The following is a 21295-nucleotide window of genomic DNA, read 5'->3' as shown; positions in this document are numbered from 1 at the left end:
TTCACGTCATCCGCCGTCCCACGTCTTCTGGAGACACCATGCTCTCGTGCCAGCCGGTCCTGCCCCTGGACACGGTCGCGGCCCCACCGCTGCTCCTCGCCGAGCGGGCCCGCCGCATGGTGCCCTCGGACACCAGGGCCTTGTTCTCCATGGCCGCCCGGGAGGACGTCGTCTCGCTGGCCGGGGGGATGCCCAGTTCCGAAGCGCTGCCGGCCCAGGCGCTGCGCACGGTCCTGGGGGACGTGCTCAGAACCGACGGGCCGGGTGCGCTCCAGTACGGCTCCGCGCAGGGGGACTTGGTGCTGCGCGGGCAGATCTGCGAGGTCATGGCGGCGGAGGGCATCGCGGCGACCCCGGACGAGGTCCTGGTCACGGTCGGATCGCAGCAGGCGCTCGACCTGGTGACCCGGATCCTCGTGGACCCGGGCGACACGGTGGTGACGGAGGGCCCCACTTACGTCACCGCGCTGAGCACCTTCGCGGCGGGCCAGGCCCGGGTGGTCGAAGTCGCCATGGACAAGGACGGCGTGGTGCCTCAGGCGCTGGCCGACGCCTTCGCCCTCTGCGCGGCGGAGGGACGCCCGGCGAAGTTCTTCTACACGGTGCCGACCTTCCACAACCCCACCGGCCTGGTGCTCGGCGCCGGCCGCAGGAAGGAGGTCCTGGAGATCTGCCGGCGGGCCGGTGTCCTGGTCGTCGAGGACAATCCGTACGGGCTGCTGCACTTCGGGGAGGAGCCGCACCGCGCTCTGTGCGCCGACGCCCCGGACGGGGTGGTCTATCTGGGCTCGTTCTCCAAGACCTTCGCTCCCGGGCTGCGCGTGGGCTGGGTCCGCGCTCCGCGCGCCCTCGCCGGCACGCTGGTGCTCGCCGCGGAGAGCGCGATGCTCTCCCACTCGGGACTGGCCCAGCGGGCGGTGAGCCGGTTTCTGGGCGAGTGGTCCTGGCAGGGGCATCTCGATGCCGCCCGGAGCCTGTACCGCGGACGCCGTGACGCCATGCTCGACGAACTGGCTGTCACCATGCCGGACGGGGTGTCCTGGACGGTGCCCGAGGGAGGGTTCTTCGTCTGGGTGACGCTGCCGGGCCGGCTGGATGCACGCGCGATGATGCCCCGTGCGATCGACAGCGGGGTGGCCTATGTGCCGGGTTCCGGGTTTCACACCCGGGGCGGTGCGCAGAACCTCCGGCTCTCCTACTCCTACCCGCCCGCGAGTGCTGTCCGGGAGGGCGTGCGGAGGCTGTCGGACGTGATACGCGACGAGGTGGCCGGGGCCGGCACGCACCGGCTGCGCGAAGCGGTGGCCCGATGAGCGGCCGCCCGTCCGACGGTCTGCTGGACGACGCGCGGAGCATCCAGGACGACATGGTCCGGCTGCGGCGGACTGTGCATTCCCGCCCCGAGGTTGGCCTGGACCTGCCGTACACCCAGGAGGCCGTGCTGAACGCCCTGGACGGGCTGGGGCTGGAGATCAGCACCGGGCGGCGGCTCGGTTCGGTGACCGCGGTGCTGCGGGGCGCCCGGCCCGGCCCGACGGTGCTGCTCCGCGGCGCCGGCCGCCGACACCTGCACGCCCCCGGCCCGTCAGTACTCCACGCCCCCTCGGGCCGGCCCAGTTCACGAACGAGGCGAACCTGATGTACAAGCCCTGCCGAGTCCTGCTGCTGACACCCGACGCCGGACTGATCCGGGCCGTCTCGGACACCGGGCTGGAGCCCTGGGCCCTGCGCCGCACCGGCGCCGGGGCGCCTGGCGGGATACCGCCGGAGCGGACCCTGACCACCGATGACCCGGCCCGTACCCTGCGGGACTTGGCCGCGGACGAGGACGCCGGGCACGGTATCGACTTCGTCGTGAGCGGCGGCGACACCGAGCCAGCCGTGCTCGACGCCCTGCGGGGACTGGCCCTCGGTCCCGGGCGGACGGGGCCGTGGCTTCCGGACCGGGCCGAACTGCGGGAGATCCTCGGGTGGGGCCCGGTGCCCGGGCCCGCCCCGGCCGGTGTCGAGCCGGCGCCGGTGTGCCAGGTCGACACGGTGTCCGTGAGCGGTATGCACCTCCTCCTGGGCATTGCCTGGCCGGAGTCTCGGCAGCCCATGGGTGAGTCGGAGCAGGCCGGCGTACGGGAAACGGTCCGTTGCCTGCTCGATCTGATCGGGCACCAGTTCGGAGGGACGCGGACGGACGTGGCGCTCACCCCCACCGGCCCCGACCCGGTCGGGATCGCGGGGACCTCGGTCCTGGTCTCTTCCCTCGGGCCGGGAACGAAGCGGTAACCGCCCGGGACCGGCTCCGGGCACCTTGGGATCTGTCGAGAGCGGGACGGGGAACCGGGCCGCTCACCACGTCCACAGATCTGCGAGGAGTTCGAGATGAACGAGAACCTGAACGGCAACCCGGTCCGGACCGCACGCATCGTCGGCGCGATCGTCGCCCTCGTCCTGACGGTGCCGGCGCTCATAGTGGCTGTCGGCAACGAACTGCCCGAGGACGGTGCGGCCGCGACAACCACGGTCCTCGCCACCAACGCCGGTCCCGCGACTCCCCCGTCGGCCCCCTGAGCCCGGGGCCCCGGGGTCAGGGGAACACGGTCTGCGGATTGCGGACGCCCATGAAGGCGTAGAGGCGGTCGGCCTCGGCCCGGTGTCCTTCGGCGTCCTCCCTGTCGCCGAGGGCTTCCTGCGCCCGGGCGATACCGGCCAGCGCGGACGCCTCCTCCGAGCAGAAGCCCATCTCCACGGCCGCCTTCCTGGCGTGCCGGTGAAGGACCAGGGCAGCCTCGTGGTCCCCCAGCGCGTACCGCAGATGGCCGATGATGTTCTCCACCTCCGCCAGCCGTACCGGCGTCGCCCCCGTGCGGACCACTTCCAGGGCACGCAGCGCGAGTTCCTCGGCGTCGGCTGCCCTCCCCCGCATATACGCCACCTTCGCGGACAGCGCGAGCACCAGTCCCACGTCCCCCGGCGCCGTCCGCAGTTCGCTCAGCAGCCGCGCCTGCGCCAGGTTCTCGTCCGCTTCCTTCAGTTCCCCCAGTCCCACCTGGGCGAAAGCCAGATCGGTCAGCGACATGACCAGGTTGCCGTGGTAGCCGATGGACCGGCTGATCTCCAGGGCCCGCCGGGCCGTGTCGGCTGCCTCCGTGTACCGGCCCCACTTCTCGTACAGCGTGCTCAGCGTGGACAGGCCCTCCGCCTCGGAGCGGCTGGCGCCCAGCTTCGCGGAGCGGGTGACGGCCTCGCTCAGCAGCGTCAGCGCCTCCTCGTACCGGCCGAGCATCGAGGCGAGGAGTCCGATGGTCGATTCGCTGTGGGCCTGGATGCGCCGGTCTCCGAGGCCCACGGCGACGTCCCGGGCCTCCTGCGCGGCTTCCAGGCCGTCGGCGAATCTGCCCACCTTCCAGCAGGCCACCCCGACGTTCGACAGGGTGACGCAGAGCAGCTGGGGATCGTCCAGATCGCGGGCGGCCGCCAGGGCTCTCCGGCAGATGTTCCACAGGTCGTCGAACTGCCCGCGGGCGTTCAGGTGGAAGCTGAGGTTACGGGTGAGGCAGACGGTGTGGCGGGGCAGGCGGTGCAGCACCGCCAGCGAGACGGCAGCCAGCAGTCCGCTGTGCTCACGGTCGAACCAGGCGCGGGCGGCCTCGGCGTCCTGGCAGGGCGGCAGGCTGCCGTCGTACGCCGGGATGCCGGTGTCGCGCTGCTCGCGTCCGGGGAAGAGGATCTGGCAGGCCGCGTCCGTCGCCGTGAGGTAGTAGCCGAGCAGCCGTTCCACCACCGCCGCGTCCTGCTGCGCCGTCGCCGGGCCGCACAGGCCGCGGGCGAAGCTGCGTACCAGGTCGTGCAGGGTGTAGATGCCCAGCTGCGGCTGCTGCACCAGCCGCATGTCCAGCAGGACTTCCAGGGTCGACTCGGCATCGTGGGGTCCAGTACCCAGCAGGGCGGCAGCCGAGTGGACGTCGACGCCGGTGCTCGGGTGGAGTCCGAGGGTACGGAAGGCCGCACGCTGGGGCTCGTCCAGTGCCATGTACGACAGGTGCAGCGTCGCGGAGACGCTGCGCTGTGGGGAGCGCAGTTCGTCGAGTCTGCGGGTCTCGTCGCGCAGCCGTTCGGCGAGGTAGCGCAGGGTCCAGGAGGAACGGTTGCGCAGCCGGGCGGTGGCTATGCGCAGGGCCAGCGGCAGGTGGCCGCAGAGCTCGGCCAGTTCCGCCGCCGACTCCGGCTCGGCCTCGACCCGGTCCGCCCCCAGGGTCGCCGCCACGAGGGCGGCGCTGTCCTGCGGCGTCATCAGACCGACGGAGACCCAGCTGACACCGTCGAGGTCCAGGAGGCGGGAGCGGCTGGTGATCAGGACCAGGCAGCCGGGGGAAGCGGCCAGCAGCGGGGTCACCTGGTCCACATGGGCGGCGTTGTCGAGGAGCAGCAGCAGCCGTCGCCCGGCGACCGTGGCCCGCCAGAGGTTGGCCCTGGCCTCCGTGTCGCTGGGGATCTGGTCGTCGTCCACGCCCAGCGAGCGCAGCAGGTGATGCAGCGCGGTGCCGGGCGGGACCGGAGGCTGCTCGCCCGGAGTGAACCCGCGCAGGTCCACGTGGAGCTGCCCGTCGGGGAACCGGTCGGCGAGCCGGTGCGCGGCCCACACCGCAAGCGAGGTCTTCCCGGATCCGCCCATGCCGTCGACGGCCACGACCCGGGCGGATCTGCTGTCGGAGCCTTCCTGCAGATCGGCCGCGTCGACGCAGTTCAGGAGTTCGGCGAGTTCCCTGGCCCGGCCGGTGAAGTCGGCCAGCGGCTGGGGCAGGGTGCAGACCCGGACGGGCGGGGCGGGGGGTTCGTCCGGGACGGGCGCGGACTCCTGCCACGGCAGCACCAGTCCGGGCTCGTCGCGCAGGATCCCCTCGTAGAGCTTGGTCAGCGGCGGGCCGGGGTCGACGCCCAGCTCGTCCGCGAGGAACTCACGGACCTGGCCGTACTCGTTGAGTGCCTCGGCCTTCCGCCCGGTGCGGTAGAGAGCAAGCATGAGCTGGCTGCGGAAGGTCTCGCGCAGCGGGTGGGCGGAGACCAGCATGCGCAGGCCGGCGACGAGTTCACCGCTGAGTCCGAGTGCCAGCCGCAGGTCGTAGAGCTCCTCCGTGGCCACCAGCCGGCGTTCCTCCAGGGCGGTGGCCGCCGCCTCGATGACGGAGCCGCCCTGGCCGGAGAGGACGGACCCGCGCCAGAGCCCGAGCGCGGCATCGAGTCGGGCGGCGGCCTCCGGCCGCCGGTCGTCGCGCAGGTCCTGTTCGGCGGCCCGGATCCGGGCGTCGAACTCCAGCAGGTCCAGCTGCCCCGGGGCCACGACCATGCGGTAGCCGCTGCCGTCGGTGAGGATGACCCCGTCGTCCGGGAGGCGGCGGCGCAGGTCGGAGACGGCCTTGCGGACCTGGTGGGAGGCGGTCGCCGGCGGATCCTCCCAGGCCGCCTCGACGAGCCGGGGCATGGGCACGACCCGGCCGGGTTCCAGGAGCAGCATGGACAGCACCCGCTCCTGCACCACACCGGACAGCAGGAGCCGCTTCCCGCTGACCGCTGCCTCCAGTGGTCCGAGGATCCGGAAGCACAGCCCTCTGGTCGTCGTCCCTCGTTCCGCGTTTTCTTCTTCCATGTTCTCGTCCCCCCGTGAGCGGCTCCGCGGCACTTCAGACGAGTGCTGCGGAGCCGCTGATTCCAGCCTGATCCAAACGAAAGCCCCTAAGCGGCGATGCGGCCGATCGCCCTGACCACCTCGTCGATCAGCAGGATGTTCTCCTTCTCCGCGCTGTCCCCGAGCGCGAACCGGTTCCGGCCGTATCCGTATCCGATCCCGAGACGCGGGCTCGCGAACACCCGTGCGCCGGCCGTGCCTCCGTGGCCGAGGGCGTACGGACCGAGGACCGGGATCTCCTCGCCATGGGCCGGCGAGCGAAAGCCGTGCGCGCAGAAGCGGGTGAGCTGCACAGTCAAGAGGCTCCGTATCCCCCCGTTCTCTGCGGGACGGGGCATGACGTGCGGGTAGCGCCGATGCCGCAGTGGTGCGTGCGGTCTCGGCGCAGAACGCCATATTAGAACGTCACATGCAACGGTCGGCCACTTCCGACCAGTTGGTGATACGCCCCTGCGCCGGACAGGCCATCGCGGGCCGCTCCCGGCTTACCTGCTGCGCCGCTCCCCCGCTCCCGTTCGCTCCGGGGTGGAGTATGTGCCGCATCCGCTTCTGCCTGCTGACAGTTTTGGGGCCACCTGCCGCCTGCCGGCACTGCACGGAGCCGTCCGTAGGTCACACGCCTGGCGTGTCAGAGCCCTCTCGTGGTGAACAAGGTGGTCCCGTGCACCGCGTCCGCTTCCTTCCGGCCGGTCTCGGTGAACCCGGCCTTGGCCAGCACTCGGCGAGAAGCGGTGTTCCAGTCCCAGACCGTGGCCCACAGACGTCCGTACCCAGACGATCGCGCCCATTCCACGACCGCCGACGCTGCCTCGGTCGCGTATCCCTGACGCCAGACCCGGCGCAGCAGCTCGAATGCCAGTTCCGGTTCCCCTGCCGGTCCTCGTCCGCTGTCGACCAGCCCGCAGTAGCCGATGACGTCACGAGAGGTTTTCCGTTCGACCGCCAGCAGCCCGGTCGACCACACCTTGTCGGTGCGGATCGAATCCTCGAGCTCCGCGACCGTGGGGTGTCCGTCCGCGTCGACTCGACGGTGGGGCGGCACCCGTGGATCACGTTCGGTCCACAGTTCACGCAGGACGACAGCCTCGGCTGCCCGCCAGGGTCTGAGCAGCAGGCGGCTCGTCTCGAGTGCGACCTCGCCGCCCGGTGTGCCACTTGCCATGACAGCAACCGTCTCACGGGCGCACGCGCTGTCGTGCCACGGGGCGCGGTCGGTCCTGCCGGGCGTGGACGCCCGGTATGCGGGACAGCCGCGATCAATGCCCGAGCGCCGTGTTGGGCCGGGGCCGCCCGGTGCGGCTGCGCGGAGGGTCAGATCGTGGTGAGGCGGGGCAGAGCGGGTGCCTGGTGCTGGAAGGTCATGGAGGAGTATGTGGCCCCCAGCCCGGAGGCCACATAGATGTAGTGGCGGCCTGGCTGTAGCCGGTGGGAGTCGCGAAGCTCGGTGTAGTTGAGGAACACGTCCGAGGCGAAACAGTGGCTGTACTCGGCCAGTTTTTCCAGGTAGACGCGCGCCGGGTCGATGCCCAGGTGTTTGACGGTCTCGGTCAGGGGCGCGTTGTGGGGGATGACCCAGTCAATGTCGTCCCATGTCAGTTCCGCCTGCTCGACGGCCTCCTGCATGACGTCGGCCAGGGCACGGGCGCTGTCGCGGCCGTACTGTTTGGACTCCTCGGGCGAGAGCAGGACTCCTCCGGAGTACTGGCCCATGGTTCGGGTCGCGTAGGACAGGACGCGGTCGCCGGCTGTGTCCGCGGTGGCCACCAGCATGGCGGCGCCGGCTTCTCCCATGAGGGCCCCGGTGTTGTACAGCAGCTGGTTGCCGGGGGTGAACGCCTTGTCGCCGGTGACGATCAGTACGCGGGCGTAGGGGTCGCCGTCGTCCTCCAGCAAGGTGCCCGCCAGTTCGATCGCGGCCAGGGCGGTGGCGCAGTTCTGCTGGGTGACGGCGAAGGAAGCGGCGTGCTGGAGATCGAGGGCGTCGCTGATCAGGGCGGCGGCGTTGAGGTGGGAGGGTGTGACTTCCTGGGTGGAGTGCACGTAGAGGACGTACCGGATGTCGGTGGGGTCGGGGACCCGGTGAAGCACCCGCCGGGCGGCGGGAAGGACCAGGTCGAGGAGGCTCGCGTCGGGGTCCTGGCGGATGCGGCGCAGCCCATGCACCTTCTGCAGCAGGCGGATCTGGGCACGCTTGAGGCCGAGGGGGCCGGCCAGTTCCTCGATGGTGTGGGAGTTGTCGGGCAGGAATGACTCGACGGCTTCGATGGTGGCGATGCGGTTCATACGGCTTCCTTGGGGTGCGGAAGGGCGGCCGGGGCCGGGGATGTGGTGTTGCGGCCGATGGCGAGGGCGAGGAAGGCGGCCAAGAGACACAGGGCTCCGGCGCCGTACCAGGCCATCGCGTAGTCGCCCAGCTGGTCGCGGACGGTGCCGGCGAGGATGGCCGCGGCTCCTGCGCCGACCTGGTGGGCGGTCCACAGCCAGCCGAAGATGATGGCGGAGGCGGAGCCGTAGCGCTCCTGGCACAGGGCCATGGTGGGCGGGACGGTGGCCACCCAGTCGAGGCCGTAGAAGATCGCGAACAACAGCATGCTGGGAGTGGCGGTCCGGGCGAACAGTGAGGGCAGGGCGAGCAGGGACACGCCGCGCAGGCCGTAGTAGACGAAGAGCAGGACGCGGGCGTTGAAGCGGTCGGTGAGCCAGCCGGAGGCGATGGTTCCCACCAGGTCGAAGAGGCCGGCCATGGCCAGCAGACTCGCCGCCGTGGTCTGCGGCATCATGTGGTCGCCCGCGGCCGGGATGAAGTGGGTCTGTACGAGTCCGGTGGTGGTCGCACCGCAGATCGCGAACCCCGCGAAGAGCATCCAGAACGGGCGGGTACGGCCGGCCGCCAGCAGGACACGGAAGGCGCCGGTGACACCGAGGGGGTTGTGTTCCGGTTCCGGTTCCGGGGCGGTCCGAGTGGCCTCCGGTGTGTCGGTGGTGTCGTCCTTCGGTGAGGTCGCGGGGTCCTCGCCGAAGGGGCGCTGGCCCACGTCCTTCGGGTGCTCGCGGATGAAGAACATGACCAGTGGAACGACCGCCAGGGCGGCGGCCGCCACCGTGAAGGAGGCGATGCGCCAGTTGGTGTGGTTGACCAGCCAGGCCAGGAGGGGCAGGAAGACCAGTTGTCCGGCGGTGCTGCCGGCGGTCAGGATGCCCGTGATGAGGCCGCGGCGGCGCGTGAACCACCGGTTGGTGACCGTACCGACGAAGGCGAGGGCGACGGCCCCGCTGCCCACGCCCACCAGGACCCCCCAGTACAGGGTCAGTTGCCAGGGGGAGCTCATGAACGTGGGCAGCGCGCTGCCCACGGCGATCAGGAGAAGGGCGGTGGTGACCACGGGGCGGATGCCGTACTTCTCCATCCAGGAGGCCGCGAAAGGGGAGACCGCTCCGTAGAGGACCATGTTGACCGACGCCGCGGTGGCGATGGAGGCGTGGCTCCAGCCGAATTCCATGTGCAGCGGGTCCATCATCACGCCGGGGACCGCGCGGAATCCGGAGGAGCCGGTCAGGGCCAGGAAGGACACGACGGTGACGATCCAGACCCAGGGCAGACGGGATGCCTTGCTCAGGCCGGCGGGGAGGCCGGTGCCCGCCCGGGGGTGGTCTTGCGGGGCGGAGTCGGAGTCGGTGGGTGTGTGCGTGGCGGTGTCGGTGGGTGTGTGCGGGTCAGCGTCGGTGGGTGTGTGCGTGGCGGTGTCGAGTTCGTTCATCAGCGGTTCCTGGTCAGTTGGTTCTGCAGAGCGGCGCCCGGCCGTATGCCGGTGGGCCGGGCGCCTTTCATCCGGCGTGGCGTGCGGCTTGTGCCTTGGCCATGGGGACAACGCTTGTGCCGGTGGCCCGGCAGACCACCTGGGATTCGCTCAGGACGGCCGCGCTGCTGGCGCCGTCCTGGTACCGGGCGGCGATGACCTTGCGGGCTTCGAAGGCGATGGTGCGGCGCAGACGTGTGTGGCGCCGGATGGTGCCTGTTACTTCCAGGAAGTCACCGGCGTGCACAGGGGCGGTGAAGCTGACGTCGGCGTAGCCCGTCAGCAGCCCTTCGTCGCTGTCGGTGCGGATGGTCAGCTCGGTGGCGACGTCGCCGAACAGTTCCAGGACTCGGGCCCCGGGGACGAGGTCTCCGCCGTAGTGCACGTCGCCCGCGCTGATCCGTACACGCAGGGTCGCGCTCAGACCCTCCGGCGGGAGCGCGCTGGTGGCGGTACTGGCGGTCGGGGCACTGCCGGAGGCCGGGACAGTGCGGGAAGTCGGGGCGGTGCGGGAGGGGGTCGTCACGGGGTGAGGCTCCTTTTCGGTAGGCCGAGGGCCAGGGCCAGGACCACGTCTCTCTTGTGCGTGAGGGTGACGGTGATGCCCGCCAGCCCCAGGGTGTTGCTGCGGTGGCGGGCGCTGCCGGCCAGCTGCACGTCGGGGCGGCCGGAAGCGGTGCGGTGTACTTCGATGTGCCGGGGCAGCACCTCGCCGAACAGACCGCAGTCGAGGACCTTGAGGACGGCTTCTTTGGCGGCGAAGCGGCCTGCGAGGAAGTCACGCCTGCGCCCGCCGGTGAGGGTGTCGGCATGCCGCAGTTCGGCTTCGGCGTAGAGGTAGCTGAGGACCCAGGGGCGTTGGAGCAGTGCGTCCAGCTCATCGAGGTACAGCAGGTCGATGCCGATGCCGGGCATGGCGGTGGCCGGCCCGGCCGCCTGCGCGGACGTGGTCTCCCGGGCCTCTGCGGAGGCCGGCCGGACGGCCGGGGCGCTCACCACGAGGTGCGCCGTCCTGTCAGATCGATGACGGCGGTGGCGCGGGCTCCCGAGCGCGGATCGACGTCGTGCAGGACGAGCGTTTCGTACTGGCGTCGCCACTGCGGCAGCCGGTTGCTCAGTTCGAGCCATACTCCGGTGCAGTAGGTGTCGGGGCGTGTGCGGTGGATGTCCGCCCTGGTGGCGGGGGGCAGTTCGGTCCGCTCACTGGTGACGAGCAGAGTGGCGCCGTGCTCCGGGGCGTCCAGCAGCGTATGCAGTGCGCCGAGGCTTTGGCCTTCGGTGCCGGCGCGCAGGACGCGCGGGAGGCCGCCGCCGTCAGCGTCAAGGCTCAGCAGCACACCGGAGTCGATCAATGCGGCGTCGTGCACGAGCGGGTCGTACGCGGGCAGCGTGGTCTGTTCCAGTACCGCGATGACGGCGCGCCGGCTGCGGCCGCTGCGCTGATAGGCCGAGACGATCTGCAGGGCCGTGAAGGGGGCGAGCAGGCCCTGTTCGGAGACGGCGAAGCTCCTGGCCCGGTCGCCGAAGTGGTGGTTGATGTAGGAGGCCGTCGTGGTGAAGGGGTGCAGGTCCGGGAGGGCATAGGCGACGATGATCAGGTCGGGGGCCGGGGCGGCCTCGGCCCCGTGGGTGCCGAGGAGACCGTCTGCCAGGTCGGGGAAGCCGACCTGGGGCCCGGTTTCCCACCGCTCTTCATCGAGGTCTGTGCCGTACGGGCGCAACAGGTCGGCGTGGTACTGGGCCAGGCCCGGAATGTCGGGGACGGGGCGTCGGGACGGGGCCAGCACGTGGTGGGTGGCGGTCAGGGTTGCCATGGTGTTCTTCCGCTTCAGTGGGCGGCGGCCGCGGCCGGTGCGTCGGCCGGGGTTCCCGTCGCGGCGAGTACGAAGTCGGTGAGGGTGCCGATCGTCCGGAAGTCGTCGGCGTCGATCTCTTCCGGGTCGACCTCGATGCCGGCCGAGTCCTCCAGGGACATCAGCAGTTCGAGGACGGAGGTGGAGTCGAGGTGCAGGTCCTCGAAGAGGCGGGTGCTCTGCTGAGTGCCGGTCACCTCACGGTCCAGGACCTCGGTGAGGGCGGTCTCGATGGCTGTGACGGCGTCGGTGCGCTGCATGATGGCTGCTCCTTCGTGTGGGTGGTGTCGTCCGGAACGGGATGTGCGGGGCAGCGGTCGTGCCGGGTGCGGCGGCCCGGCACTGAGCGCTGTCACAGGTCGATCAGGTGCTGCGGTTCGAGCAGGTCATCGAGGGTGGCGCGGCGGCGGATGAGGTGGGCGGCGCCGCCGTGGACCAGGACCTCGGCCGGGTGGCCGTGGCTGAGGAAGTTCACCGGTGAGGCGCTCGGGCCGTACGCGCCCGAGCGTTCTACGCCGATGAGGTCGCCGGCCTGGACCGGTGGCAGGGTGGCGCGCTTGGCGATGACGTCGTTGGGGGTGCACAGCGGACCGGCCAGCGTGTACTGCCGGGTGGCCGGGGCTTGGTAGTGCGTGAGCGAGGTGACCGGGAAGTTCCGTTTGACGAAGCTTCCGATGCCGACGGCCGCCATGTGGTGGTTGGTCCCGCCGTCGGCCACCACGAACTCTTCCCCGAGGGATTCCTTTACGTACAGGGCGCGGGTGACGTACGTGCCGGCCGGTGCGGTGAGGTAGCGGCCGAGCTCCATGATCAGGCGGCACTGCGGGTGGCGGGCGGCGAAGGGGGCGATGATCTCGCCCAGTCCGGCCGCCAGAGCCTCCAGGTCCAGGTCCTTCTCGTTGTCGAAGTACGCGATGCCCAGGCCGCCGCCGAAGTCGAGCGTCTCCAGGGCGATGCCGAGGTCCGCGCTGAGCTCTTCGGCAGTGCTGAGGATCTGCTCGGTGTTGTGCACGATGTCGCTGTGGTTGAGGAAGCGCGTGCCCATGTAGGCGTGGAGGCCGCTGACTCGCACGGCGCGAAGCCGGGCGATCTCGGGGGCGGCGGAGCGCAGAATGCCGGCGTCGATGCCGAATTGGCGGGGCTTGCCGCCCATCGCCAGTCCTGATCCCTTGGTATGGAAGTCGGGATTGACCCGCAGCATGGCGCGCACGCCGGTCAGTTGCTGCTCGGCGGCGAGCCGGTCCAGCAGACGCAGTTCTTCCAGGGATTCGCAGACGACGGCGTGTATGCCGGCGTCCAGGCATGCCTGGAGGTCCTCGGTGGTCTTGCCGGGGCCGAGGAAGATGATGTCGCGCGGGGCGACGCCGGCCCGCAGGGCGGTCTCCAGCTCGGCCCGGGAGGACAGTTCCGCCCCGGCGCCCAGCGAGTGCAGGTAGCCACAGATGCTGATGTTCGGGTTGGCTTTCAGCGAGTAGAAGATGTCGACCGCGGGCGGGAGGAGGTCGCGCAGGTGCTGATAGCTGTGGCGCAGGGTGTCGGTGTCGTAGATGTAGGTGGGGGTGCCGAAGGTCTCAGCGATCTCTGAGACGGGCACGCCCTGGAAGTGTCGCTCCGGGCCGGGAGCGGCATGGGCAGGCGCGGTCTGGGCGGGTGAGATCTGGGTGGGCGAGGTCTGGGTGGGCGAGGTCTGGGTGGGCGAGGTCTGGGTTTCGGTCATCGTGCGGCGCCTTCCTTGGTGCTGAGGCAGGCCAGCCGTGCGGTGGCTGCCGTGTCGAGCTGCAGCAGTCGTTCCTTGTCGGGAGCGAAGAGCAGGGTGTAGAGCCGGCCGTCGAAGCCGGCCGGGGAGACCTGGGCCTGTGCGTTGACGGTGCCGAAGCAGTTGATGACGACACCGGTGGTGTTCTCGTCGAGGCCGTCGTACGGGCCGAGTACTGCGCGGATGTCCTCGAACGTCAGGGGCCGGTCCAGTTGCAGCGGGTAGTGCTTGGCCAGCACGGTGCCGCCGTTGGGCGCGAGCATGTCGATGGCGTGGCCCTGGTAACTGGACATGTTCAGGCGGGCGTTGATCTCCAGTACGGGGTAGACGAGGTCGTCGGCGCCCAGGATGGCGTCCACGCCGACGACGCCGAAGAACCCGTCGGCGTACAGACGCGTACCGAGGGCGTAGGCGGCCTGCTCGATCTCCGTGGACTGCGGTGGGGTCAGTCCGGCGGGCATCAGGTGGCCCTTGTGGACACCGTTCTCCGTCAGGGCTTCCTTCACGAAGTCGAAGTACACCGAGCCGTCACGGCCGATGACGAACTGGTAGTTGAGGTCGGCCTTTTTCTCGAGGAAGCGCTCGACGACGACGTCGATCCGGTCCGAGCCCGACTGTCCGGCGCGCCGCTGCACCATCCGCAGCAGCCGGTCCGCCTTCTTCGGGCTGTCGATGACGATGAGGCCGCGTCCGGAGACGCCGTATGCCTCCTTGACGATGACGGCAGGGGAATCCGCGAGCCCCCAGGTCAAGGCGTCAGCCAGTTCCCCGGCGTTCTCGCAGCACCGGCCGGCGATGGTCCGCAGGCCCAGTTCGTCGGTGATCCGGCGGCTGTAGATCTTGCTGTTGACCTTTTCGGCGATATCCGACCGGGCGCTTGCCAGGCGCAGCCCGGTTTCTTCGGCTATTTTCTGTTCCTCTGCCGAGGTACCCATGGGCATGAGGTACGCCCCGTTCTCCGCCAATTCCCGTAACCGGGCGAGGAGCTGCGGTGAGGAGAGGACCGCTGCGGCAGTTCCCGCGCCCTCGGGACAGTTTTCAGGTATCAGTTCGGTCGGCGGCGTCAATCCGAGTGCTGCGGCGTAATCGCGGAATGAAGGGTCGAGCGGTTTTTGCACCAGCAGAAAATCGCTCTCCGCGCCGAGCAGCGCTCCGAGCTCTTCCATGCGCTGAACGGTTTCGTCCGATCCGGACAGCTGGGGCCCGGGCAGCCCAACGTAATCCTCTGCCCAATTCCGCTCCACCTCGAAATTGCAGAGAAAGACGAACACGGCGTCCGGGTCGCCGGCTACGGCCTTTTTCATCGCCCGCAAATAACTGGACATATGGCGAGGATTCCTCCCTTTCACTGGAACTGCACACACAGCACTGATTCAGCACTGATTCGGCACCGATTCTGAACGGCCTGGTCAGTCTTCGAATGTGTTGCTACGGTCGTTGGTTGTCCGGGCGCCGGCACAGTGGCGCGCCTGGAATGCCGGACGGGAACCGGACGAGAAGGGGCGGGGGAATGCACCACTCGACGCAGTCACGGAAGCTCCGGCGGCAGCCCGAGGGCCGCCCGCTCCCCTGTTCGGCAGGGGCGGTCTCTTGGCCTGCGGCGGATATCAGGCACGTCTTCCGTCCAGGATTCAACGAAAAGGCGCCGAGTCCTCACTGCGCCTCTCCCGCGGAGCGTGAGCGTCACCTCGGTGGCCCCTGTGGTCGCCAAGGAGCGAATCCCAGCCATCTGGCCTGAATTCTGATGAGGTTCCGATGAACCCTCGGTAAAAAGTCTGTCCGACCTCCACTTTGTGTACTGACGCGCCGTGGTGTTCGCCCCGCCAAGAACACTGCCGCATCTCTCACTGCGCCCGCGAGTAATGCCGGGCCAAAAAATGAAGGATCTGGGTCATGCCAGCAGAGTCTCCGCAACCCCACCGTGTCGCCGTCCTCGCCCTGGAGGAGGTGACCCCTTTCGATCTGGGCATTGCCGAACGGGTCTTCGCCGCCGCGAAGGACAGCACCGGCCGTTGCCTGTACGAGGTCATCACCTGCACGCTGGACGGCGCACCGGTCAGCACTGACGCCGGTTACCGGATTCATCCCGCGTACGGCGAGGATTCGCTGGCCTGGGCCGACACTGTCGTCATCCCCACCCCCAACGGCTCATCCGCCATCCGGGACGGGACCCTCCAGCCGGCCCTGGCTCACGCTCTGACCGCCGCCGCGGACGACACCCGCATGGTCACCATCTGCACCGGGTCATTCGTCCTCGCCGCAACAGGTCTCCTCGACCACCGGCAGGCCACCACGCACTGGTCCTACACGCAGCACTTCCGTTCGCTCTTCCCCGATGTGGAACTGCTCCCGGACGTCCTCTACGTCGATGACGACACCATCCTGAGTTCCGCGGGCGGCGCCGCCGGACTCGATCTGTGCCTGCACATCGTCCGCCGTGACCACGGCAGCGAAGTGGCCAACCGCGCCAGCAGAAGCTGCGTGGTGCCTCCCTGGCGAGAGGGCAACCAGGCCCAGGTCGTCGAGACACCCGTCCCCGAGGCGACCGGCAGCACCACAGGACCGACCCGGCAATGGATCCTGGACCACCTCGCCGAGCCCCTGGCGCTCCCCGACCTCGCCCGGCACGGGCGAACGAGCGTACGCACCTTCACGCGCCGGTTCCGCGACGAAACCGGCCTGAGCCCGGCTCAGTGGGTCCTCCAGCAACGCATCGCCCGCGCCCGCCACTTACTCGAAACCACCGACCTGCCCATCGACCAGGTAGCCTGCGACGCCGGCTTCGGCTCCGGTACGACTCTGCGCCAGCACCTGCGGGCCGCCGTGGGGGTCTCTCCCGGCACCTACCGACGCACCTTCCGCCACGAGCCGGGCGACTTCGGATCGCGCTCCGCCGGCTGACGGCCCCGCTGTCAGCCGGCGGCACCGTGACGCTCCAGCGTTTGCGCCCCAACTCGCCCCGGAACCGCATGAGATGGCGCACCGCATCGGGCGAGTCCCGTCTCGGCGCATACGGGGCGGCCGGTCAACACCGGGTGAGTGCGCGGATGTGGGCGGCGATGGCAGCGGGCTGCTCCGCGGGCGCGTCGTGCCCGGCCGGTACGCGGACAAGGCGGCTTCCCCTGATGCCCTGGGCGAGCTCGTCGGAATGGCTGGGGGCAACGAGAATGTCCTCGGACGCGGCGACGACGAGAGTGGGTGCATCGATGCGCCCAAGGTCGGCACGGACATCGAGATCGAGCGCGAGGTCGATGTGGTGCCGTGTGCCCGGCGCCATCCCGGTGACCATCTCCTGCGCGATCCGGTCGAGATCCGTGCCGTCCAGCTGCGCCAGGGCGGCCGGGCCGCACGAGAGCTGCATGAGGTAACGACCGAGCACCCGAGGATCGGCCTCCAGCAGATCCCGCCAGTTGCGCAGCGCCAACTGCAGCCGGCAGTCAGGCCGGGCGAATCCGGCGACCAGCACGAGCGCGGCGGTGCGGGCGGGGTGCCGGGTGGCATGCCGCACGGCGATGGCACCGCCCATCGAATACCCGACGACGCTGTAGCGATGGAGACCGGCGCGCTCGGCTGTCGCGGCGATGCTGTCGGCGAGCACGTCCAACTGAAGCGGAGCACCGGGGAGCGGGCTGTGGCCCGAACCGGGGTTGTCGACGGCGATGACGCGATGGTGCTCAGCGAGATACTCCGGCAGACTCCCCCAGCTGCCGGCGATGGAGCCGGCCACTCCGTGGACCAATACCAGCCCCTCCCCCTGTCCCCGCTCAAGGAAGTGGAGAACGACAGACTGCGCGGCGGAGAGGTCGGGCATAGGACTCCTTCGAATGAGGCCAACGGCGAACTCACGCCACCGTATGCGCCTCAAGGGGACGGGCGTCGGATGCCTGGGGCTCGCCTGGAAGGCGCGGTCGGCGGCCAAGTCCGTGGCGGGCGCGGTGGCGGGCGATCAGCCGTACTTGGGCCCCGGCACGCCGCCGGAGTCGGGCCGGCTGTTCGGCGAAGGGCCGGGGAGAGCTTCAGCGTCGCGTGCCCCTACGCGACGCTGAGACGCACTTCAGGCATGCCCCGAACACTGGCCTGCTCCGAACCACTGGCCTGTTCCGTCGGCGTCGCACCGAACACAAGATCGCCGGCCTTCACGCCGTCCCGTATGACACCGAGACCGGGTGACGTGCAGTGATGGCTGTCGGGTCGCCCGGAGAATTCAAGATGGCGCAACGGGAGGGTCCTTGGGCCGGACGGGTACCGGGCGCTGGTCTCCTACGGCGAGAGCGCCCCGGGCTCCGGCAACCGGGGCGATCCTGGCCGTCGGGCAGTACGGGGCGCCGCCGGCCCGCCCCGGGCTGGTCGTGACCGGCGAGGTCACCGGTGGGCGGGACGTCTACGACGTCGTCGAGCTGGACGTCGTACGCGTCGGGCCCACCGGCTAATCCCGAGCGACCTCAGCGGTGTGCGCGGGGGTGTAGCGCTCGCCCGTCACCTGGTCGCTCAGCGGGTCCAGCGCGGCCAGCGCCTCGGCGTCCAGGGTGAGTTCCAGCGCGGCCGCGTTCTGCTCCAGCCGGGCCGGGCTGCGGGTGCCCGGAATGGCCGCCACCGCCACCCCGAGCCGCTCGGCCTGGGCGTACACCCAGGCCAGCGCCACCTGGGCCGGGGTGGCACCCAGCCGGTCGGCCACCTCGCGTACGGTCTGCGCGATCTTCTCGTTGGCCTCGCCCGCCTCGCCGGCGAAGCGGGGGTTGGTGCGCCGGAAGTCCTTCTCGCCCAGTGCGGAGCGGTCCAGGGTGCCGGTCAGGAACCCCCGCCCCAGCGGCGAGTACGGCACCAGCCCGACCCCCAGCTCGGCCATCACCGGGGTGATGGCCTCGACGTCGCGGGTCCACAGCGAGTACTCGCTCTGCACCGCGGTGATCGGGTGCACCGCGTGCGCCCGGCGCAGCAGCTCGCCGTCGACCTCGGACAGGCCCAGACGGCGGACCTTGCCCGCCTCGACCAGCTCGGCCATCGCTCCGACGGTCTCCTCGATCTCCACGTCCTGGGGCGGGCGGTGGGCGTAGTACAGGTCGATCACCTCGACGCCCAGCCGCAGCAGCGAGGCGTCGCAGGAGCGCAGCACGTAGTCCCGGGCACCGCGGATGTGGCGTGCCCGGTCGCCGGCACTGCGGTCGATGCCGAACTTGGTGGCCAGCTGCACCTGGTCCCGGCGGCCGTGGATGGCCCGGCCCACCAGCACCTCGTTGTGCCCGGTGCCGTAGGCGTCGGCGGTGTCCAGGAACGTGATGCCCAGCTCCAGGGCCCGGTCGATGGTGGCCAGGCCGCCGTCCCAGTCGGCGGCGCCGTAGCTCTCGCTCATCCCCATGCACCCCAGGCCCATCGCGCTGACGGTGAGACCGGGCGAGCCGAGTGTGGTTCGGGTGTTCATGCGCGGATACTCCTCCTGCCCGGCGGACCGGGCGGTACTTCACGGGCTGACGAACGGCGCCGACACTAGGACTTGGAGCGCGCTCGAAGTCAACCCGGAGGACCGGCCCCGCAGGCGGGTCAGGCGCGGCTGAGCGGCTGAGGGTGAAGCGGTCCACCGGCAACAGGTCGCCACGGACGCCGTGTAGTACCGGACACGGCGTAGCAGGTGCCGTGCATCGCGGTGGTGGGCCCGCCGCCACCACCCGAGTTCACGTCGAAGGCGGCGGCCGTAAGAGCGCCCGGACCGCCACCCCGGCAGTTCTCGCCCTCAAAGCCTGCGGCGACCGCATCACAGTGCGTCTGCCGGTAGGCCCGGCCCGCTCCGCCTCGCCGAAGTGGTGTCGCCGAGGTGGTGTCGCCGAGGTGGTGTCCGGGCTTGACGACAAGACCGCGATGCGCTACGCGGGCTCCGCGCGAGCACCACTGGAACAGGCCGCTGAACAGTGGCTTCGATGACGTCCTGGCTTCTGCCGTCAGTTTTCGGAGGGCCGCGACGGCGTAGGTCTCAGTCCGTCCAGGGTGAGGTCGAGGAGGCGTTCGGCCCGCTCTCGGTGCTCGGGCCTGGCCGAGGTGAGGGCGATACCGGCGAGGGCGGCGAACATGTCGGTCGGGCTGATGTCGGAGCGGATCGTTCCGGCAGCGGTATTGGCGTCCATGAGGGAGGAGAGGGCGGTCTGGATCATCTCGTGGCTGTCGGCGTAGGGGTTGGTTCCCGAGGTGACGACGGCTCGCAGGGCGTCGGCCATGCCGAGTTTGGCGGTGGCGTAGTCGATGAAGCGGCGCGTCCAGGCGCGCAGGGCCTCAGGCGGCGACATCGCCGCGAGGAGGCCGGGGACGGCGTCGCACAGCCGGGCCACTTCGTTGCGGTACGCCGCCTCGATCAGAGCTTCCCTGGTCGGGAAGTTGCGGTAGAGGGTGCCGGTTCCCACGCCCGCTTCTCTGGCGATGCGCTCGAAGTGCGCGTCCAGTCCCTCCTCGGTGAACACGTGCACCGCGGCGGCCAGGATCTTGTCCCGGTTCCGCTGTGCGTCAGCTCTCAGCGGGCGTCCTGCGTCCCGGGCCATCGGTGGCTCTCCCCTGTCTCCATTTGCTAAGTGGAGGAGCCGCCACTTAGTGTGGATGAAGTGGCGGGGCCTCCACTTTCACTGTAGGGCATGGCCGCCCCCACTCCCCTACCGGAAGGACTGCCCATCATGTCGGGAATCGACGGCAAAGTCGTGGCGATCACGGGCGCCGGCAGCGGCATCGGCGAGGCGACCGCGCTGCTGCTCGCCGAGCGCGGCGCGAAGATCGTCCTCGGGGCACGCCGTCCGGAGCGTCTTGAGGCCCTGGCCGCCCGCATCGAGAAGGCCGGCGGTGAAGCCGCCTGGGCCCGCACGGACGTGACGCGGCACGCGGACCTGTCCGGCCTCGTCAAGCTGGCACGCGATCGATACGGCAAGCTCGACGTCCTCGTCAGCAATGCCGGGATCGGCCTGATCTCCCGTCTGGACGACCTGCGCGTCGAGGACTGGGAGGAGATGATCGACGTCAACCTCAAAGGGGTCCTGTACGGGATCGCCGCAGCCCTTCCCGTCTTCCGGGAGCAGGGCTTCGGACACTTCGTCAACACCGTGTCCACCGCCGGACTGCGCATCGTGCCGCTCCAGTCGGTGTACGCCGGCACGAAGAACGCCGTGCGCACCATCTCCGAGGGCCTGCGCCAGGAGGCCGGCGACAGCCTGCGCGTGACCGTCGTCTCGCCCGGCGCCGTCCGCACGGACTTCGCGGAGCGCATGGATCCGGCCGTGAAGGACCAGATCGACAAGATGATGGAGACCGCTCTTTCGCCGGACGCGGTGGCCCGCGCCATCGCCTTCGCCATCGAACAGCCGGACGGTGTCGATGTAGGTGACATCGTCGTTCGCCCCACCGCCCAGGGATAGTCCTGCGCGGCAGCCACGCCGCACCACACACCTATCCCTGTCGAACCCAAGGATACCCCCAGCTGGCACACACGGGCCGACCCCCGAATTCCCTCTGAACAAGCTTCAGTTCGGCTGAACCCACGGGCCTCCAACAGGCACGGGTGATGTTCCGGGAAATGGCGTCACTCCTGCGTCCGCGCCTCCGCGTCGGCAAGGTCGCCTCGGAAGATTCGGTTGAGGTGGTGGTTCATGACCGTTGCGGCCGACTCGGGGCTGCGCTGGCCGACAAGGATGCTGGTGCCGAGTCCTGCAGACATGGCGAGCAGGCTGACAGCTTCCAGACCCGCGTCCACCTCGGGCCGGATGAGATCGCCATCCTCTGCCTCCCGGAGGAGAGCGACGAGGGCGCTCTCGGCGGCATCAGGGTTCGTGATGAAGGGCTGGGCCGCGAGCACCTTGTCGGTGACGGACAGAACGGCGTACGAGGTGTAGACGAGGTGGAAGACGCGGCTCTCCGCGTCGATCGGCAACGCCGCCATCAACATCGCCTCGATCACGGCACGCGGTCCCGGATCATGGCCGGCGGCCCGAACACGGGCGGTGACCCGCTCCCCGAACCTCTCGGCCAGATGCTGCAGCCCGTAGAGCAGCAGCTTCTCCTTGGTCTCGAAGTAGTACTGCACCAGCCGCAGCGAGACGCCCGCCTCCGCTGCCACATCGCGCATACCCACCGCGTGCAACCCGCGTCGCGCCGCCACCCGAAGGAGCGCCTCGGCGATCTCGGCACGCCGCACTGCGTGGTCCACCCGCTTGGGCATCGACCGCTCCTCCGCTCGCCGCTTTCA

General features: G+C 70.1%; 21 protein-coding genes and 1 pseudogene. 7 read left to right on the top strand and 15 right to left on the bottom strand.

Features of this window, described 5'->3' with window-relative positions; genetic code table 11:
* Positions 1-38 precede the first annotated feature (38 nt).
* The 4 genes and pseudogenes from OG510_RS36885 to OG510_RS36870 all read left to right on the top strand — a co-directional run bounded on the left by OG510_RS36885 (position 39) and on the right by OG510_RS36870 (position 2562).
* A complete protein-coding gene (locus OG510_RS36885) occupies positions 39-1313 on the top strand; it encodes a PLP-dependent aminotransferase family protein (protein WP_406134570.1) in 1275 nt (424 codons plus the stop codon).
* Positions 1310-1552 (top strand): annotated as a pseudogene (locus tag OG510_RS36880) (amidohydrolase); the annotation flags it as partial. The gene OG510_RS36885 and the pseudogene OG510_RS36880, both read left to right, overlap by 4 nt.
* An 86-nt stretch (positions 1553-1638) precedes the next feature.
* On the top strand, positions 1639-2277 hold the full coding sequence (locus tag OG510_RS36875; protein ID WP_406134571.1) for a hypothetical protein: 639 nt from the start codon (positions 1639-1641) through the stop codon (positions 2275-2277).
* A 96-nt stretch (positions 2278-2373) separates the two neighbouring features.
* Positions 2374-2562, top strand: a complete 189-nt coding sequence (locus OG510_RS36870; protein WP_406134572.1) for a hypothetical protein — start codon at positions 2374-2376, stop codon at positions 2560-2562.
* Between the two features lie 16 nt (positions 2563-2578).
* On the opposite strand, the gene OG510_RS36865 is transcribed toward OG510_RS36870, so the two are convergent.
* The 11 genes from OG510_RS36865 to OG510_RS36815 all read right to left on the bottom strand — a co-directional run bounded on the left by OG510_RS36865 (position 2579) and on the right by OG510_RS36815 (position 14249).
* Positions 2579-5638 carry a BTAD domain-containing putative transcriptional regulator gene (locus OG510_RS36865; RefSeq protein ID WP_406134573.1) on the bottom strand — a complete coding sequence of 1020 codons (3060 nt, stop codon included), beginning with the start codon at positions 5636-5638 and terminating at the stop codon, positions 2579-2581.
* 86 nt (positions 5639-5724) lie between these two features.
* Positions 5725-5976, bottom strand: a complete 252-nt coding sequence (locus OG510_RS36860; protein WP_406134574.1) for a hypothetical protein — start codon at positions 5974-5976, stop codon at positions 5725-5727.
* Between the two features lie 329 nt (positions 5977-6305).
* Positions 6306-6839 (bottom strand): GNAT family N-acetyltransferase, encoded by a 534-nt coding sequence (locus OG510_RS36855; protein ID WP_406134575.1) that lies wholly within the window; start codon positions 6837-6839, stop codon positions 6306-6308.
* 149 nt (positions 6840-6988) lie between these two features.
* Positions 6989-7960 (bottom strand): 3-oxoacyl-ACP synthase III family protein, encoded by a 972-nt coding sequence (locus OG510_RS36850; protein ID WP_406134576.1) that lies wholly within the window; start codon positions 7958-7960, stop codon positions 6989-6991.
* Positions 7957-9435, bottom strand: coding sequence for an MFS transporter (locus tag OG510_RS36845; protein WP_406134577.1), 1479 nt, complete (start codon positions 9433-9435; stop codon positions 7957-7959). Before OG510_RS36845 ends, OG510_RS36850 begins: the two co-directional genes overlap by 4 nt.
* 67 nt (positions 9436-9502) lie before the next feature.
* Positions 9503-10000 (bottom strand): hotdog fold domain-containing protein, encoded by a 498-nt coding sequence (locus tag OG510_RS36840; RefSeq protein WP_406134578.1) that lies wholly within the window; start codon positions 9998-10000, stop codon positions 9503-9505.
* Positions 9997-10473 carry a holo-ACP synthase gene (locus OG510_RS36835; protein WP_406134579.1) on the bottom strand — a complete coding sequence of 159 codons (477 nt, stop codon included), beginning with the start codon at positions 10471-10473 and terminating at the stop codon, positions 9997-9999. The genes OG510_RS36840 and OG510_RS36835 overlap by 4 nt, the downstream gene beginning before the upstream one ends.
* On the bottom strand, positions 10467-11288 hold the full coding sequence (locus tag OG510_RS36830) for a hypothetical protein (protein ID WP_406134580.1): 822 nt from the start codon (positions 11286-11288) through the stop codon (positions 10467-10469). The genes OG510_RS36835 and OG510_RS36830 overlap by 7 nt, the downstream gene beginning before the upstream one ends.
* A gap of 14 nt (positions 11289-11302) precedes the next feature.
* A complete protein-coding gene (locus OG510_RS36825) occupies positions 11303-11587 on the bottom strand; it encodes a phosphopantetheine-binding protein (protein ID WP_406134581.1) in 285 nt (94 codons plus the stop codon).
* Between the two features lie 92 nt (positions 11588-11679).
* The gene (locus OG510_RS36820; RefSeq protein ID WP_406134582.1) at positions 11680-13044 is read right to left on the bottom strand and encodes a type III PLP-dependent enzyme; all 1365 of its coding nucleotides are present in this window, start codon (positions 13042-13044) and stop codon (positions 11680-11682) included.
* Entirely contained in the window at positions 13041-14249 is a 1209-nt protein-coding gene (locus OG510_RS36815; protein ID WP_406134583.1) for an ATP-grasp domain-containing protein, read from the bottom strand. The genes OG510_RS36820 and OG510_RS36815 overlap by 4 nt, the downstream gene beginning before the upstream one ends.
* A 727-nt stretch (positions 14250-14976) precedes the next feature.
* Here OG510_RS36815 and OG510_RS36810 point away from each other — a divergent pair.
* A complete protein-coding gene (locus OG510_RS36810) occupies positions 14977-15984 on the top strand; it encodes a GlxA family transcriptional regulator (protein ID WP_406134584.1) in 1008 nt (335 codons plus the stop codon).
* Between the two features lie 124 nt (positions 15985-16108).
* Here OG510_RS36810 and OG510_RS36805 read toward each other — a convergent pair whose 3' ends face one another.
* Positions 16109-16894, bottom strand: a complete 786-nt coding sequence (locus tag OG510_RS36805) for an alpha/beta fold hydrolase (RefSeq protein WP_406134585.1) — start codon at positions 16892-16894, stop codon at positions 16109-16111.
* A gap of 418 nt (positions 16895-17312) precedes the next feature.
* Here OG510_RS36805 and OG510_RS36800 point away from each other — a divergent pair, with 418 nt between their 5' ends.
* Positions 17313-17513, top strand: a complete 201-nt coding sequence (locus OG510_RS36800) for a hypothetical protein (protein ID WP_406134586.1) — start codon at positions 17313-17315, stop codon at positions 17511-17513.
* Here OG510_RS36800 and OG510_RS36795 read toward each other — a convergent pair.
* A complete protein-coding gene (locus OG510_RS36795; RefSeq protein WP_406134587.1) occupies positions 17510-18502 on the bottom strand; it encodes an aldo/keto reductase in 993 nt (330 codons plus the stop codon). The two genes, OG510_RS36800 and OG510_RS36795, sit on opposite strands and share 4 nt — an antisense overlap.
* 514 nt (positions 18503-19016) lie before the next feature.
* Positions 19017-19607, bottom strand: coding sequence for a TetR/AcrR family transcriptional regulator (locus tag OG510_RS36790; RefSeq protein WP_406134588.1), 591 nt, complete (start codon positions 19605-19607; stop codon positions 19017-19019).
* Positions 19608-19736: 129 nt separating this feature from the next.
* Here OG510_RS36790 and OG510_RS36785 point away from each other — a divergent pair, with 129 nt between their 5' ends.
* Positions 19737-20468, top strand: a complete 732-nt coding sequence (locus OG510_RS36785; RefSeq protein WP_406134589.1) for an SDR family oxidoreductase — start codon at positions 19737-19739, stop codon at positions 20466-20468.
* 164 nt (positions 20469-20632) lie between these two features.
* Here OG510_RS36785 and OG510_RS36780 read toward each other — a convergent pair whose 3' ends face one another.
* Positions 20633-21268 (bottom strand): TetR/AcrR family transcriptional regulator, encoded by a 636-nt coding sequence (locus tag OG510_RS36780; protein WP_406134590.1) that lies wholly within the window; start codon positions 21266-21268, stop codon positions 20633-20635.
* Positions 21269-21295 lie beyond the last annotated feature (27 nt).

The sequence above is a fragment of the Streptomyces sp. NBC_01089 genome, assembly GCF_045162975.1.
GTDB lineage: Bacteria > Actinomycetota > Actinomycetes > Streptomycetales > Streptomycetaceae > Streptomyces.
This window is presented reverse-complemented; position numbering and strand designations above follow the sequence as displayed.